The 15,400-nt window shown below is 72.9% G+C and carries 13 protein-coding genes; 3 read left to right on the top strand and 10 right to left on the bottom strand.

All coding sequences use genetic code 11. From position 1 onward, the window contains the following. Positions 1-34: 34 nt before the first annotated feature. Positions 35-328: a YiaA/YiaB family inner membrane protein gene (locus CUT44_RS02670; protein ID WP_100200483.1), complete on the bottom strand. Its 294-nt coding sequence runs from the start codon at positions 326-328 to the stop codon at positions 35-37. Positions 329-416: 88 nt separating this feature from the next. Next, positions 417-1,241, bottom strand: coding sequence for a carbon-nitrogen family hydrolase (locus tag CUT44_RS02665; RefSeq protein WP_100200533.1), 825 nt, complete (start codon positions 1,239-1,241; stop codon positions 417-419). A gap of 166 nt (positions 1,242-1,407) precedes the next feature. Between CUT44_RS02665 and CUT44_RS02660 the strand changes: the two genes are divergently transcribed. Beyond that, positions 1,408-2,232: a maleylpyruvate isomerase family mycothiol-dependent enzyme gene (locus CUT44_RS02660; RefSeq protein ID WP_100200482.1), complete on the top strand. Its 825-nt coding sequence runs from the start codon at positions 1,408-1,410 to the stop codon at positions 2,230-2,232. A gap of 80 nt (positions 2,233-2,312) precedes the next feature. Here CUT44_RS02660 and CUT44_RS02655 read toward each other — a convergent pair whose 3' ends face one another. The 7 genes from CUT44_RS02655 to CUT44_RS02625 all read right to left on the bottom strand — a co-directional run bounded on the left by CUT44_RS02655 (position 2,313) and on the right by CUT44_RS02625 (position 11,619). Next, positions 2,313-3,575 carry an MFS transporter gene (locus tag CUT44_RS02655; protein ID WP_100200532.1) on the bottom strand — a complete coding sequence of 421 codons (1,263 nt, stop codon included), beginning with the start codon at positions 3,573-3,575 and terminating at the stop codon, positions 2,313-2,315. A gap of 53 nt (positions 3,576-3,628) precedes the next feature. Next, entirely contained in the window at positions 3,629-4,354 is a 726-nt protein-coding gene (locus CUT44_RS02650) for a GntR family transcriptional regulator (RefSeq protein WP_100200481.1), read from the bottom strand. 148 nt (positions 4,355-4,502) lie between these two features. Then, positions 4,503-6,017, bottom strand: a complete 1,515-nt coding sequence (locus tag CUT44_RS02645; RefSeq protein WP_100200480.1) for a dihydrolipoamide acetyltransferase family protein — start codon at positions 6,015-6,017, stop codon at positions 4,503-4,505. Between the two features lie 26 nt (positions 6,018-6,043). Next, the gene (locus CUT44_RS02640; RefSeq protein ID WP_100200479.1) at positions 6,044-7,051 is read right to left on the bottom strand and encodes an alpha-ketoacid dehydrogenase subunit beta; all 1,008 of its coding nucleotides are present in this window, start codon (positions 7,049-7,051) and stop codon (positions 6,044-6,046) included. Position 7,052: 1 nt separating this feature from the next. Continuing rightward, the gene (pdhA, locus tag CUT44_RS02635) at positions 7,053-8,225 is read right to left on the bottom strand and encodes a pyruvate dehydrogenase (acetyl-transferring) E1 component subunit alpha (protein ID WP_100200478.1); all 1,173 of its coding nucleotides are present in this window, start codon (positions 8,223-8,225) and stop codon (positions 7,053-7,055) included. A gap of 456 nt (positions 8,226-8,681) precedes the next feature. After that, positions 8,682-9,764 carry a phosphotransferase gene (locus CUT44_RS02630; RefSeq protein ID WP_233221176.1) on the bottom strand — a complete coding sequence of 361 codons (1,083 nt, stop codon included), beginning with the start codon at positions 9,762-9,764 and terminating at the stop codon, positions 8,682-8,684. A gap of 79 nt (positions 9,765-9,843) precedes the next feature. Next, on the bottom strand, positions 9,844-11,619 hold the full coding sequence (locus CUT44_RS02625) for a protein kinase domain-containing protein (protein ID WP_100200476.1): 1,776 nt from the start codon (positions 11,617-11,619) through the stop codon (positions 9,844-9,846). 406 nt (positions 11,620-12,025) lie between these two features. Here CUT44_RS02625 and CUT44_RS02620 point away from each other — a divergent pair, with 406 nt between their 5' ends. Then, on the top strand, positions 12,026-13,720 hold the full coding sequence (locus CUT44_RS02620; protein ID WP_100200475.1) for a protein kinase domain-containing protein: 1,695 nt from the start codon (positions 12,026-12,028) through the stop codon (positions 13,718-13,720). 218 nt (positions 13,721-13,938) lie between these two features. Here CUT44_RS02620 and CUT44_RS02615 read toward each other — a convergent pair whose 3' ends face one another. Continuing rightward, a complete protein-coding gene (locus CUT44_RS02615; protein WP_100200474.1) occupies positions 13,939-14,505 on the bottom strand; it encodes a bacterial proteasome activator family protein in 567 nt (188 codons plus the stop codon). Positions 14,506-14,999: 494 nt separating this feature from the next. Between CUT44_RS02615 and CUT44_RS32650 the strand changes: the two genes are divergently transcribed. Further along, positions 15,000-15,341: a hypothetical protein gene (locus CUT44_RS32650; protein ID WP_146252162.1), complete on the top strand. Its 342-nt coding sequence runs from the start codon at positions 15,000-15,002 to the stop codon at positions 15,339-15,341. The last annotated feature ends 59 nt before the right edge of the window (positions 15,342-15,400 follow it).

Here is a 15,400-nt window from a genome sequence, read left to right as displayed (position 1 = left end):
CCGGCATGACGCGCGGCGACGGCGCGACGACGGCTCAGACGTTCCTGGGGTCGAACGGGTCGTGCTCGTTGATCAGCTTGTCGATGCGGGCCTTGTCCACCCGGGTGGTGACCTCCTGCAACTCCTGCCGGTCCCGGACGACCTTGGCCAGGTTGAAGGAGGAGGAGACCAGGAACAGGACCCCGAGCGCCAGGAAGCCCCGCTCCCACGGCCCCAGCGGCAGATAGGCGACACCGAGGCCGACGGCCAGCAGGGAGAGGCCGAAGGAGAGCACGGACTGGACGAAGAACGCGGCGGTCATGGGCCGCTGTACCTGTGGTGCTGTCATGTCCACAGAGTGGCGCGGGCCGGCCGGAACCACATGAGTACGGCTACTCAGCGGTGGTGAGGGCGGGTGCGGGGCCGGTGCGCCCGGCTCAGCGCAGGACGCGGTCCCGCAGCACCGGGAAGTCCGCGCGGACCTCGTCCGCGTACGCGGGGTCGAACTCGGCCATGACGACCTGCTCCTCCGCGTCCGACGCCTCGGCCAGGGTCTCGCCCCAGGGGTCGATGACCGCGCTGCGGCCGGCCTGGGGCACGCCCGCGTGGGTGCCCGCGGTGCCGCAGGCCAGGACGTAGCACTGGTTCTCCACGGCGCGGGCGCGGGCCAGCAGGCTCCAGTGGGCGGCGCGGCGGTCGGGCCAGCCCGCCGGGATCACCAGCGTGCGGGCGCCGGCCTCGGTCAGGGCCCGGAACAGTTCGGGGAAGCGCAGGTCGTAGCAGGTGGCCAGGCCCAGGGTGGTGTCGGGCAGGACGGCGGTGACCGGTTCGGTGCCGGCGGACAGCAGGGTGGCCTCGCCGCGGTCGAAGCCGAAGCGGTGGATCTTGCGGTAGGTGCGCACCAGGGCGCCCTCGGGGGAGAAGACCAGCGAGGTGTTGTAGAGGGCGGGGGTGCCGGAAGGATCACCGGCGGGCTCGGCGGCGGGCTCGTCGGCGCGCTCGATCACGGAGCCGGCGTGCAGCCACACCCGTGCCTCGCGGGCCGCCCCGGACATCGCCGCGACCGTCTTCGCGGCGGGTCCGCGCAGCGGCTCGGCCCCGGCGGCGAAGGAGTCGAAGTCGAAGGCGCCGACCGTCCACAGTTCGGGCAGGACGACCAGGTCGGCGGCGGACTGCTCGCGGACGAGGGCCGCGGCCCGCACCCGGCGGTCTTCGGCCGTTTCGTCCTGGTTCACCGCGATCTGGATGAGGGAGGCGCGCACGGTACCACCGTCCATGGGGTCGAGGGGGCAAACCCGGGCGGAAAACCCGGGTGAAAACAGCCTACGATCGTCCTTCGAAACTGCTGCCGCGCCGCCCGCGCGCAGCGTAACTTGAGAGTCCCCAAGTCCGCGAACCCACACCTGCCGCACGTACCGAGGGGTCCCGTTGACCGACCACCCGAGCCTTCAGCCCTACGCCGACGCCTGGACCCATTCCATCGAGGCGGTTTCCGAGCTGGTCATGCCGCTCGTCGAGGGCGAGTGGAACCGCGCGACCCCCTGCCCCGGGTGGTCGGTCCGCGATGTCGTCTCGCACATCATCGGCATGGAGTGCGAGATGCTGGGCGACCCCCGGCCGATCCACAGCCTGCCGCGCGACCTGTTCCACGTGAAGGACGAGCTCAGCCGCCGTATCGAGGTGCAGGTGGACGTGCGGCGCTGCCACACGGCGCCGGAGATGACCAGCGAGCTGGAGTACACGATCATCCGCCGGTCGCGCCAGCTGCGGAACGAGAAGCGCGACCCGTCGAAGATGGTCATGTCCCCGCTCGGGGTGGAGATGACGCTGGAGAACGCGCTGCGGATGCGGGCGTTCGACGTGTGGGTGCACGAGCAGGATCTGCGGCGGGCGCTGGGGAAGCCGGGGAACCTGGACTCCCCGGGCGCGCTCGTCGCCCGGGACGTGCTGCTGGAGCGGCTGCCCAAGGTGGTCGCCAAGGACGCCGGGGCGCCGCCGAACTCGGCGGTCGTCTTCGATGTGAGCGGGCCGGTGGAGTTCATGCGCACGGTCCGTGTCGACGGCGAGGGCCGGGGCACGGTGGACGCCAGTGTCTCGCTGGGACCGGCGCTGACCATGGCCATGGACTGGGAGGTCTACTTCCGGCTGGCCTGCGGCCGGGTGCGGCCCGCCGCGGTGCGCGACATCATCAAGACCGAGGGTGACCAGGAGCTCGCGGACGCGGTCCTCGCCCACTTCGCCGTCACCCCGTGAGGCCGTAGGGCGCCCCGCCCCGGGCCGGTCGGTGTCCGGGGCGGCGGGGCGGGGCGGGGCGGGGCGGTGGGGCGGGGGTGTCAGGCCGGTACGTGCACCGTCTCGACGCGGCTGGCCACCACCCGCTCGCGCTCCCGGCGGTGCGCCCGGCCGCGCAGCCGGAGGATCTGTGTGACGCCCAGCGCCTGGAGGGCGAAGACGGAGGCGAACGCGATCCGGTAGTCGCCGCCGGTGACGTCCAGCAGCACGCCCACCGCCAGCAGGGTGGTCATGGAGGCGGTGAAGCCGCCGATGTTGACGATGCCCGAGGCCGTGCCCTGGCGTTCGGGCGGGTTGGCGGGGCGGGCGAAGTCGAAGCCGATCATCGAGCCCGGGCCGCAGGCCCCGAGGACCACGCACAGCACCACCAGCACCGCCAGCGGCGCCCGGCCCGGCCAGACCAGCACCATCGCCCAGGCGCCCGCGGTGGCCAGTACGGTGCCCAGCGCGATCGGGGTCCGCGCGCCGTGGTACCGGGCGATGACCTGGCCGTAGACCAGCCCGATCGCCATGTTGGCGAGCACCACCAGGGTCAGCAGGGTACTGGCCTCGGCCCGGGTGCGGCCCTGGGCCTCGACCAGGTACGGCAGTCCCCACAGCAGCAGGAAGACCATGCCCGGGAACTGGGTGGTGAAGTGCACCCACATGCCCAGCCGGGTGCCCGGCTCCCGCCAGGCGGCGGCGAGCTGGCGGCGCACGTAGCCGTGCCGGTGCCCGTGCTCGTCCGGGGACGGGGCGGGGGCGGGGGACGGGACCGGGGCACCGTCGGGCCGCTCCTTCAGGAAGAACAGGACCAGCACCAGCGCCACCACGCCGAGCACGGCGCTGCCCGCGAAGGTCGGCGTCCAGCCGACGGCGGCCAGCACCCGGGCCAGCACCAGGGTGGTCAGCAGGTTGCCCGCCATCCCGCACAGCGCCGCGATCTGCGCGACCAGCGGCCCGCGCCGGGCCGGGAACCAGCTGGAACCCAGCCGCAGCACGCTGATGAACGTCATCGCGTCACCGCAGCCCAGCAGCCCCCGGGCGGCGAGCGCCATGGCGTACGACTCGGACAGCGCGAAGGCGAACTGGCCGCTGGTGAACAGCACGATGCCCAGGAGGAGCACCTTCCGGGTGCCCCAGCGGTCCACCAGCAGGCCGACGGGTATCTGCATCCCGGCGTAGACCAGCAACTGGAGTATCGAGAAGGACGACAGGGCGGAGGCGTTGATGTCGAAGCGCTCGGCCGCGTCGATGCCGGCGACGCCCAGGCTGGTGCGGAAGGTGACGGCGGCGAAGTAGACGGCGACGCCGATGCCCCACATGAGGGCGGCCCTCGGGCCACCGAGCCGGTACGCGCCGGACCGGGGTGTGTCGCTCACCGGACCTCACCGCGCAGCAGGTGCCGTACCGAGCCGACATGGCGGCGTACCGCCTCGGCGGCGGCCTCGGCGTCCCCGGAGCACAGGGTGCGGTGGATCTCGGCGTGCTCGGTGATGTTCCGGTCGACGCGGTCGGGGTGGGAGTGCATCACGGCGACGCCCATCCGGAGCTGGCGGTCGCGGAGCTGGTCGTAGAGGCGCTCCAGGATCTGGTTCCCGGCGGCCCGCACGATGGTGGCGTGGAAGCAGCGGTCGGTGGCGGCCACGGCCGCCAGATCGCCGGTGGCGGCCTGGCGCCGCTGCTGCTCCAGCAGTTCGGTGAGCCGCTCCAGCAGTCCGGGCGGTACGGGCACGACCTTGCGCACGGCGTGCTCCTCGACCAGCAGCCGGGTCTCGACCACATCGCCGATCTCCTGGGCGGAGACCGGCAGGACGAGCGCGCCCTTCTTCGGGTAGAGCCGGAGCAGGCCCTCCGCCTCCAGCCGCAGCAGCGCCTCGCGCACGGGGGTGCGGGAGACCCCGACCGCGTCGGCCAGCTCGCCCTCGGTGAGGAGGACCCCGCCCTCGTAGCGGCGCTCCAGGACGCCCTGCTTGACGTGGGCGTAGACGCGTTCGGCGGCGGGCGGCGGCTTGGCCGTGCCGGTCGAGATGCCGGTCGAGGTGCCGGTCGAGGCGGTGGTCGGGGCAGCGGTCGAGGCGGTGGTCGGCGGGACGGAATGCATGTCCACACCATAGATACAACAGGGATGCGTTCCCAGCCCGCGTCCGCGATGCGGGACGGACGGGACGAGTGGGACGGAGGGGACGGGCGGGACGGGTGACGTACGGGCCCGGCGCACATGGTGTGCGCCGGGCCCGTACGGTGCCGGATCAGTTCCAGGTGATCAGACGCCGGGGATGCTCCAGCACGGCCGCGGTGTCGGCCAGCACCCTGGAGCCCAGCTCGCCGTCGACCAGGCGGTGGTCGAAGGAGAGCGCCAGGGTGGTGACCTGACGCGGCTTGACCTTGCCCTTGTGGACCCAGGGCTGGAGCCTGACCTGTCCGAAGGCCAGGATCGCCGACTCACCGGGATTCAGGATCGGCGTGCCGGTGTCGACGCCGAAGACGCCGACGTTGGTGATGGTCACCGTGCCGCCGGCCATGTCCCCCGGCGGGGTCCGGCCCTCCTTGGCGGTGGCCACCAGCTCGCCCAGCGCCTTCGCCAGCTCGGGCAGGGTCTTCGCGTGCGCGTCCTTGATGTTCGGCACGATCAGACCGCGCGGGGTGGCCGCGGCGATGCCCAGGTTGACGTAGTCCTTGTAGACGATCTCCTGCCGCTCCTCGTCCCAGGAGGCGTTGACCTCCGGGTGGCGGCGGATGGCCGTCAGGAACGCCCTGGCCACCAGCAGCAGCGGGTTGACCCGCAGCCCGGCCAGGTCCGGGTCCTGCTTGAGCTCCTGCACCAGCTTCATGGTCCGGGTGACGTCGACGGTCACGAACTCGGTGACGTGCGGGGCGGTGAAGGCGCTGGAGACCATCGCCTGCGCGGTCGCCCGGCGCACTCCCTTGACCGGCACCCGGCGCTCCCGCTGCCCCGCCCCCACCGGTTCGGCGGCCGGGGAAGGGACCGGTCCGGCCGCGGGCCCGGCCGCGGGCCCGGCCGCGGGTCCGGCCGCGGGCTCGGGCTCGGTCGCCGGGACGGCCCTGGTGCGCTCGGCCGCGGCGGCGTGCACGTCCTCGCGGGTGATGATCCCGCCCTCGCCGGTGGGCACCACCGCGGCCAGGTCGATGCCCAGGTCCTTGGCGAGCTTGCGCACCGGCGGCTTGGCCAGCGGCCGTTTCCCCGACGGTTCGTCGGCGGCCGGCACCGCGGGGGCGGCGGCGGGCGGGGTGGCGGTGCCGTTCAGCTCCGCCTGTACGGCGGACTGCGCGGCGGCCGGTGCCCGGTCGGCGGCGGAGTCCGCCGCGGCGGGCTGCCGGCGCGGGCGGCGCTTCGTCGGGCCGGTGGCGACCCCGTATCCCACCAGCACCGGCTGGCGCTTGCCGCCGCCCTCCCCGGCCCCGTCCTCCGGCTCGCCCTCGTCCCCGCCCGGGGCGGCGGCGGTGGCCGGTGCGTCGTCGGCGGGTCCGGCGGCCGGGTCGGTGTCCACCGTGATGATGGGGGTGCCCACATCCACGGTGGTGCCCTCGGCGAAGCGCAGCTCGTGCACCACCCCGGTGAACGGGATCGGCAGCTCGACGGCGGCCTTGGCCGTCTCGACCTCGCACACCACCTGCCCGTCGGTCACCTCGTCCCCGGGCCGCACGTGCCAGGTGAGGATCTCGGCCTCGGTGAGCCCCTCGCCCACGTCCGGCATCCGGAACTCGCGGATGCGCGTCGCCTCGGCAGCAGCTGTATCGGTCATCGTCACGACTCTCCTCAGCCCTGTTCTCAGTACGCCAGCGCGCGGTCGACGGCTTCGAGCACCCGGTCCAGACCGGGCAGGTACTCGTCCTCCAGCCGGGCCGGCGGATACGGCGCGTGGAAGCCGCCGACCCGCAGCACCGGCGCCTCCAGGTGGTAGAAGCACCGCTCGGTGATCCGGGCGGCCAGCTCGGCGCCCGAGCCGAAGAACACCGGCGCCTCGTGCACCACGACCAGCCGGCCGGTGCGCTCCACCGAGGCCTGCACGGTGTCGAAGTCGATCGGGGAGACCGACCGCAGGTCGATCACCTCCAGCGAGCGGCCCTCCTCCGCGGCGGCGGCCGCGACCTGCAGACAGGTCTTGACCATCGGCCCGTACGCCACCAGCGTCAGGTCCTCGCCGGAGCGGACGGTGACCGCCTTGTGCAGCGGGCCGGGGATGGCTCCGGGATCGATCTCGCCCTTGTCCCAGTAGCGCCGCTTGGGCTCGAAGAAGATCACCGGGTCGTCGCAGGAGATGGCCTGCTGGAGCATCCAGTACGCGTCCGAGGCGTTGGACGGCGAGACGCACTTGAGTCCGGCGACGTGCGCGAACAGCGCCTCGGGGGACTCGCTGTGGTGCTCCACCGCGCCGATGCCGCCGCCGTAGGGGATGCGGATGACGACCGGCAGCCTGATCTTGCCCAGTGCGCGGGCGTGCATCTTGGCGAGCTGGGTGACGATCTGGTCGTAGGCGGGGAAGACGAAGCCGTCGAACTGGATCTCCACGACCGGGCGGTAGCCGCGCAGGGCCAGGCCGATCGCGGTGCCGACGATGCCGGACTCGGCCAGCGGGGTGTCGATGACCCGGTCCTCGCCGAAGTCCTTCTGCAGTCCGTCGGTGATGCGGAAGACGCCGCCGAGCTTGCCGACGTCCTCGCCCATGATCAGGACCTTGGGGTCGTTCTCCAGGGCCGTGCGCAGCGACTCGTTGAGCGCCTTGGCCATGGGCACGGTCCTCGCGGTGGTGGTCGCGGGGGTGGTGGTCGCGGTCATCTCAGCGGCCCTCCTCGTCGGCGAAGGACGCCTGGTACTCGGCGAACCGGGCGCGCTCCTCGTCCACCAGCGCGTGCCCGTCCGCGTAGACGTGGTCGAACACGGCCATGGTGTCCGGGTCCGGCATGGACCGGATCGCCTCGCGCACCCGGACGGCCAGCGCGTCGCTCTCCTCGTCGAGCCCGGCCAGCCAGCCGGCGTCGGCCAGGCCCTCCTTCTCCAGGTGGGTGCGCAGCCGCAGCAGCGGGTCCTTGGCCTCCCACGCCTCGCGCTCGGCGTCCTTGCGGTAGCGGGTGGGGTCGTCGGAGGTGGTGTGGGCGCCCATGCGGTAGGTGAACGCCTCGACCAGGGTGGGGCCCTCGCCGGCCCGGGCGCGCTCCAGCGCGGCCCGGGTGACGGCCAGCACCGCCAGCACGTCGTTGCCGTCCACCCGCACCCCGGGGAAGCCGAACCCGGCGGCCCGCTGGTAGATCGGCACCCGCGACTGGCGCTCGGCCGGCTCGGAGATCGCCCACTGGTTGTTCTGGCAGAAGAACACCACGGGCGCGTTGTAGACGGCCGAGAAGGTGAAGGCCTCGGCCACGTCGCCCTGGCTGGACGCGCCGTCGCCGAAGTAGGCGATCACCGCGCTGTCCGCGCCGTCCTTGGCCACCCCCATCGCGTAGCCCGTGGCGTGCAGCACCTGGGAGCCGATCACGATGGTGTAGAGGTGGAAGTTGTTGCTGTTCGGATCCCAGCCGCCGTGGTTGACGCCGCGGAACATCCCCAGCAGGTTGGTCGGATCCACCCCGCGGCACCAGGCGACGCCGTGCTCGCGGTAGGTGGGGAAGACGTAGTCGTCGTCCCGCAGGGCCCGGCCGGAGCCGATCTGGGCGGCCTCCTGGCCCAGCAGCGAGGCCCACAGGCCCAGCTCGCCCTGCCGTTGCAGGGCGGTGGCCTCGGCGTCGAAGCGGCGGGTGAGGACCATGTCGCGGTACAGGCCGCGCAGCTCGTCGGGGGTCGGATCCAGGGAGTAGTCCGGGTGCTCGATCCGCTCGCCCTCCGGGGTCAGCAGCTGTACGAGCTCGGGGCGCGCGTTCGCCGACTGCGCGCGTTTCCTGGTGCCGCCCGCCGTCGTGCGCTTTCCGCTGCTGCGACGCGGCTTGCTGCGCGCGGCAGTGCTCTCCACGGTCACGTGTGCTCCTCCGTTGTCCGGCCCCCGGGGTCGCCGGGAGCCTGGGGACTCCCCACGTCCGGTGGGGAGAGGCTCACCCGGCCCGTACGGCCCCACGGGGTTGGGTGCGGCGCGGACGGAACCGAGTGGTGACAGGTGTCCCGTTCGACGGCCCGCTGCAAGCACGTTACCCAGTACCCCCGCATATCCGCGAAGGTGCGCTGACCTGCAATTTTTCTTGGAAATCCAAGTAACTGCCGGATTTTCGGAACACCACTGGTCACAGCCTCGCGAGCCGCTGGGACAAGCGCACGGTATCCCGGTACGCAGATCACGGGAAGAGCCACGGCCGAGTGAGGCCGAACGGTGAGCCGATCGGTACACGAAAAGGATGAAGGCCCGCCAACCCGGCCAAGGGCGCACCGGCGGGCGATCCGGGCCGGGCCGGACTGAGCCGGCCCGGGCCCATCCGGTGTCTCAGCGGCAGAAGGCGTCACGGACCGCCGGGTACCGGTCGGTCCACCACACCACCAGCGCGGCCGCCGCCGGGAACTGCGGATCGGTGCGGCGGTCCCGGAGCCGGTAGCGCCAGCGCAGCATCCAGAAGTCGTTGAGCCGCTCCCACCACACCCGGTGCACGGCCGCGGCCATCTCGTCCGCGCCCGCCCCGGTGGCGGCCCGGTAGGCGGCGGCGTAGGCGCGGATCTTGGCCAGGTCCAGGGCGCCGTCCGGCCGCAGGAAGAAGATGGCGGCGGCCCGTACGGCCTCCTCGGCACGGGGCCGGACGGCGAGCCGGTCCCAGTCCACGATCGCGACCGGCTCCGCGGGCTCCCGGTTCCGGTAGAGCAGGTTGAACGGGTGGAAGTCGCCGTGCACCCAGCCCGCCACCGGTTCGGTCCCGGCGGGCGGGCGGCGGTGGGCGTGGCGGCGCAGCAGGGCGCGGCGCTCGCGCAGCCGGTGCTCGGCCAGTTCGTCGAAGCAGTCGCGCCGCGGACGGGCGCGGATCCTGGCGAGCAGTTCGCCGATGAGCGCGAAGGTGTCCTCGGGATCGGCACTGGGCTCGGCACCGGGCTCGGCGGCGGATTCGGCGGCGGGCCCGGCGGCGGGCTCACCGGCGCGTCCGGCCCCGGGCGCGGCGGTTATGACCTGGCCCAGCCGTACGTGCACCAGCCCCAGCAGCGCCCCGAGCCGGCGGGACTGGGCGCGGGACAGCTCACCGCCGTCCCGGTGCCGGCCGTCCACCCAGGGGTGCAGGGCGTAGCAGCCGCCCGCCACGACGGCGACGGTCCGCCCGGCGGTGTCCCGGAACGGCGGGACGACCGGCAGACCGACGTCGCCGAGGCGCTCGGTGACCCGGTGCTGGTGCTCGATGCGAGCGGGGGCCCCGGAATCGCCGTCGAGGTGGTGCTTGAGGAAGAACCGGCCACGGGTGGTGGACAGCCGGTAGCCCCTGTTCAGCAGCCCCTGGGCCACCGGTTCGCAGGAGAGCGGCTCCCCGGCGCCGAAGCGGCGCACCAGCGTGGTGAGGGTGGTGCCGGGGAGGTGAGGAGACGACTGCACGCCGCGCATCGTAGGTCACACAAAGATACCCGTCGTCACGGTGTGCGACGGATCGCGGGACGTGGTAAAGGGCCGGGGATCAGGCACCGCCGGCGCCGCCGGCCTCCTCGCCCGTGCCCGCCTGGGCGCCCTGGTTCGCGGCGCCCTGCTGGTCGCCGTTGGCGTTGCCGCCACCGTCCTGACCGCCGCTCTCCGTGGTGCCCTCGGTGCCGCCCTGCTCCGCGCCCTCCGTGGTGCCCTGTTCCGTGCCCTCGTCGGTGCCGCCGTTCTCGGTGCCGTCGTCCTGGCCGCCGTCGCCCTCGGTGCCGCCCTCGTCGGCGCCGTTGGTGGGGGCGTCCGTCTGCGGGGGCTCGGAGGTGGGCGGCCGTTCGGGGGTCCAGTTGCCGCCGCCGCTGTTCTCGTACTGACCGCCGCTGGAGCCGCCGGGGTTGGTCTGCTCCTCCCGGGTGGGCTCCTCCGTCCTCTCCTCGGGCGTGGGCTCCCCGGAGCTCTCCCGCTGGGTCGGCGCGGTGGGGCTCTCGCTCGGTTTCTGCGGACTGCCTCCCCCGTCCTCGCCGCCCTGGGCGGCGAGGAAGATGCCGGTGGCGATGGCGAGGACGGAGAAGAAGGCGATCAGTCCGTACTTCAGCCCGCTGCCGCCCCGGCCTCCGTCACCGTGTCCGCCGCCCGAGCCGTAGGGAGGGGTGTCGTACGAGCCGCCGCCGGGGTTGCCCATCACCAGCGGCGGGCCGATCCGGGTGGCGTCGCCACCGGCTCCGCCGCCGTAGCCGGCGTCGCCCTGTGCCGCGTACGCGGCGGGGGCGCCCATGGCGGGCGTGGCGCCGGCGGCGAGTACCGCGCCGGTGTTCCACAGCCCGCCGGTGTGGCCGCCCTGCTCCTGGAGCATGCGCAGCGCGTACTGCACCAGGCCGCGCATCTCCTCGGCGGTCTGGAAACGGTCGTCCGGGTCCTTGGCGAGCGCGCGCATCACCAGGCCGTCGAGCTCCGGCGGCACCGCGTCGGTGACCTGCGACGGCGGCACCGGGTCGTCCTGGACGTGCTGGTAGACCACCGACAGCGGGGTCTCGCCGGTGAACGGCGGGCGCAGCGCGAGCAGTTCGTACAGGAGGCAGCCCACCGCGTACAGGTCGGAGCGGGCGTCCACCGCCTTGCCGAGCGCCTGCTCGGGGGAGAGGTACTGCGGGGTGCCCATGACCATGCCGGTCTGGGTCATGGTGGTGGACGCGCCGTGCAGGGCGCGGGCGATGCCGAAGTCCATCACCTTCACGGCGCCGGCGTCCGTGATGATGACGTTGGCGGGCTTGATGTCGCGGTGCACGATGCCGTGCTGGTGGCTGTAGGCGAGCGCCTCCAGCACCCCGGAGACGATGACCAGTCCCTGGTCGGGCGGCGGCGCCTCGGCGTTCAGGAGGATGTCGCGGATGGTGCGGCCCTCGACCAGCTCCATGACGATGTACGGCACGGTGCTGCCGCCGACCGTGTCCTCGCCGGAGTCGTAGACGGCCACCACGGCATGGTGGTTGAGCCCGGCGACGGACTGCGCCTCGCGGGTGAAGCGCGCCTTGGACACCGGGTCCTCGGCGAGGTCGGAGCGGAGCAGCTTGACGGCGACTATCCGGCCGAGGCGCACGTCCTCGGCGGCGAACACCTCCGCCATGCCGCCGCGGCCGAGCCGGTGGGTGAGCCGGTAGCGTCCGTCGCCCACCACACCGCCGCTGGGCCAGTACTCCGGGGAGTCCGACGATCCCGAGAAGCCGGACGAACCAGGAGATTTCGACGAACCAGATGTGTTGGACACCCCACCAGCTGTCTCATCGGGCTCCGAAGGCCCTCCGGCGGCTTGTGTCTGTGCCATCAGTCCTCGCCGTAGATCAGGTCCGCCTGAACGCGGATCCGTACGCTCTGCTCCTTGTGCACGCTAACAGGGTCCGGGTACCGAACCCCTCGGCGGAGCGAGGAGAGCGGTGCGGGTGACGGTGCGGAGAGCGGTGTGCCGGTAACGGGCCATCCAACCGGTTCGGGCCGCGAACTGGCAAGTTACGATGTCGGACGCCCCGGCCCGGCACCGGCGACACGTATGCGCGCATCCGGTCACGGAACGGGCAAGCGGCTTGACGTGTCGGTGCGCTGGGGCAGACTTGCGGGTGAATTCGCGTGTCCAGGTCAAGCACACGGGCCCGGGCGCCGAAGGGCAGCGACAGAACAACCGTACACGCGCAGGCCCACAGCGGCAGTCGCGGCGCCGAGGGGGAAGCAGTCAGATGAGCGACGACGGCGCACAGGCCGGTCAGCACCGGGGCCGTACGGTAGGCGGCGGACGCTACCAGCTCCGCACACTGCTCGGCGAGGGCGGCATGGCCTCGGTCCACCTCGCACACGACTCCGTGCTCGACCGCCCGGTCGCGGTCAAGACCCTCCACACCGAGCTGGGCCGCGAGGCCTCCTTCCGGGAGCGCTTCCGCCGCGAGGCCCAGTCGGTCGCCAAGCTGACGCACACCAACATCGTCTCGGTCTTCGACTCCGGCGAGGACGTACTGGACGGCGCCCCGGTGCCGTACATCGTCATGGAGTACATCGAGGGCGAGCCGCTGCGCAACGCGCTCGACGAGGACGTGGCGCGGTTCGGCGCGATGCCGAGCGACAAGGCGCTGAAGATCGTCTCCGAGGTGCTGGCCGCCCTGGAGGTCAGCCACGAGATGGGCCTGGTGCACCGGGACATCAAGCCGGGCAACGTGATGCTGAACCGGCGCGGCGTCGTCAAGGTGATGGACTTCGGCATCGCCCGCGCGATGCAGTCCGGGGTCACCTCGATGACCCAGACCGGCATGGTCGTCGGCACCCCGCAGTACCTCTCCCCCGAGCAGGCGCTGGGGCGCGGCGTGGACGCCCGCTCCGACCTGTACTCGGTGGGCGTCATGCTCTTCGAGCTGCTCACCGGACGGCTCCCCTTCGACGCGGACTCGCCGCTGGCCATCGCCTACGCGCACGTCCAGGAGGAGCCGCCCGTCCCGTCCGCCATCAACCGCTCGCTGCCGCCGGCGGTGGACGCGCTGCTCGCCCGGGCCCTGCGGAAGAACCCCGACGAGCGGTTCCCGACGGCCGAGGCGATGCGCGAGGAGTGCGAGCGCGTCCGGAACGCGGTGGCGGCCACGAACACCACCCCGACGATCGTCGGAGGGGTGCCGGGCGGGCAGAGCGGGGCGGCTGTCGCCCAGTCGGTCTTCCCGCCGGTGGACGCGGGCCGTACCCCGCCGCCGCCGAGCGTGCAGCCGTACCAGCCGCAGCCGCAGCCGCAGAACTACGGCTATCCGCAGCAGGGGTACCAGACCCCGACGCCGGGCCCGTACGGCCACCCCCAGGCCGGTGCGGCCACCCCGCCGCCGTACACCATCTCGCCGCAGCCGGGCGGCGGGGGCGGCCGGAAGAACACGAGCATGATCGTCGGCTCGGCCGTCGCGGCGATCATCGTCGTCTCCGCCGTGATCGTCGCGATAGCCCTCAGCAACAACGGCGACGAGGGCGGGAAGCAGGCCGGCGGCGACCCCAAGCCCGACCGGACCACGGAGCAGCCCGCGGGCACCGGCGGCGAGACCGGCGGGCAGCAGACCGACGGTGGCGACGACGACCCCGACGACGGTGGTGACGACGGTGGTGACGACGGCTTCAAGGAAGAGGACCCGTCCAAGACCATCGACCCGGCCAAGTGCACGGACGCCTCGGACAGCTTCATCGAGAAGGGCAAGAAGAGCATGCCCGACCTGACCTTCAAGCACCTGGACTCGGTGAAGGACTGCATCCGCAAGGCGGGCTGGATCCTGGGCGACGTGGAGTACGAGGACGAGAACCTCTACGGCAAGAACACCGTCCTCAAGCAGACCCCGACGGCGTACGGCGCCCTCGACCCGAAGAAGGACCGGATCACCCTGACCGTCTCCACGGGCAAGCCGGCCTCCTGACCCGGGCCCCGGGTTCCGGGCCCCGGCATCCAGGACACGCGGCAGCGGTCACGGGCCGGGCCCGGTACGCGATCGACCGCGTACCGGGCCCGGCCCGTGGGTGTGTACGGCTGTTCACCGTTGAGTCCGTCCGCTCCGGAGACGGGCGGAGGTGGTCGGAAGCGGTCGGGGACGGTCGGATATGGCAGAGATACAGGGGTGCAGAGGTATCAGAGGTATCAGAGATAGGGGCCCGAGCGGATCTGCTGGCCGCGCCCCTCGCTGTCCTTGTCGTCGGGCAGCACACCGGCCGGGAGGGCCCGGCGCATCTGCTCCAGCTGGGCACGGGCGGCCATCTGCTGGGCGAACAACGCCGTCTGGATGCCGTGGAACAGCCCCTCCAGCCAGCCCACCAGCTGGGCCTGCGCGATGCGCAGCTCCGCCTCGGAGGGCAGCGCCTCGTCGGTGAACGGCAGCGAGATCCGCTCCAGCTCCTCGATCAGCTCGGGGGCCAGACCGTCCTCCAGCTCCTTGACCGAGCTGGCGTGGATCTCCTTGAGGCGGGCCCGGCTGGCCTCGTCCAGCGGGGCCGACTTGACCTCCTCCAGGAGCTGCTTGATCATGCTGCCGATCCGCATGACCTTCGCGGGCTGCTCGACCATCTCCGTCACCGGGAGCTCACGCGGCTCCTCGTCGGCCTCCCCTTCACCGCCCGTGCGGCCGGTGCTGCCGAGGGCCATTCCGTCCGGACCGACGACCAGGACGTGCTGACCCTCCTGCGGCCGTTCGTTCATAGGCTGTGTCATACCTCCATTCTGCACGCCCGGCTGCTCCGTCCGTGCGGCGATCCCCGGGGATCGCCGCACGGACGGAGCGACCGGGGCCGGGCGGCGTCGCACCGCTCGGCGACGCTCAGCGGCGCAGGCGCAGGGCCAGGGAGGCGAGCCCGAGACCGATGAAGGCCATACCGGCGCCGAGCGGCAGCACGGGCAGCAACTGCTCGGTGGCGGACGCGGCGGCGTTCCGGGTGCGGTCGGTGTTCCGCCCGTCCCCGGCCCCGTCTTCGTACTGGTAGTCGTCGTAGAGCCGTTCGGCGCCGGTGCCGTTCTCCCGGTGGCCGACCTGCTCGGGCAGGGGCTGCCGGGGGTGCCGCGCCGGCTCGGCGGGCGCGGACCGCCGCTCCGGGGTCCGGCTCTCCTCGGACGCGCCCCCGGTCTCCCGCTCCGACTCCCTGCCGGACGGTTCGCCGGAGGGTTCACCGGTCTCCGTCTCCGGGCCGGAAGGGGGAGCGGGGGTCAGGGTGGCCGACGGCGAGGACGGTCCGGGGGTGCCGGACTCCTCCGACGGCCACGACGGCGAGCCGGGCCGTCCCGGCGACGAGGGCCGAGGGCTGCCGGACTCCTCTTCGTCGGAGGGCGCGGACGCGGAGGGCTCGGCGGACCGGGAGGCCGACGAGGACGACGAGGGCGGCTTCGAGGTCGGCTTCGAGGACGTCGAGGACGACGAGGACGTCGAGGACGACGACGACGACGGTGAGGACTGCTCCGAGGACGACGAGGACGGCTTCGAGGACCTGGAGGGTCCGGAGGACCGCGAGGTCTCGGAGGAGGGGGGCACGGATCTGGGGTCCACCGCGCTCTGACCGAGGTTCGGCACGGCCGCCGGTTGCTGGGCGGCCGCGGCGACGGGCGCGGAGAGCAG

This window comes from Streptomyces carminius (genome assembly GCF_002794255.1).
GTDB classification, from domain to species: domain Bacteria; phylum Actinomycetota; class Actinomycetes; order Streptomycetales; family Streptomycetaceae; genus Streptomyces; species Streptomyces carminius.
The sequence above is the reverse complement of the archived record's forward strand: the minus strand, read 5'-3'. Positions and strand labels throughout refer to the sequence as shown.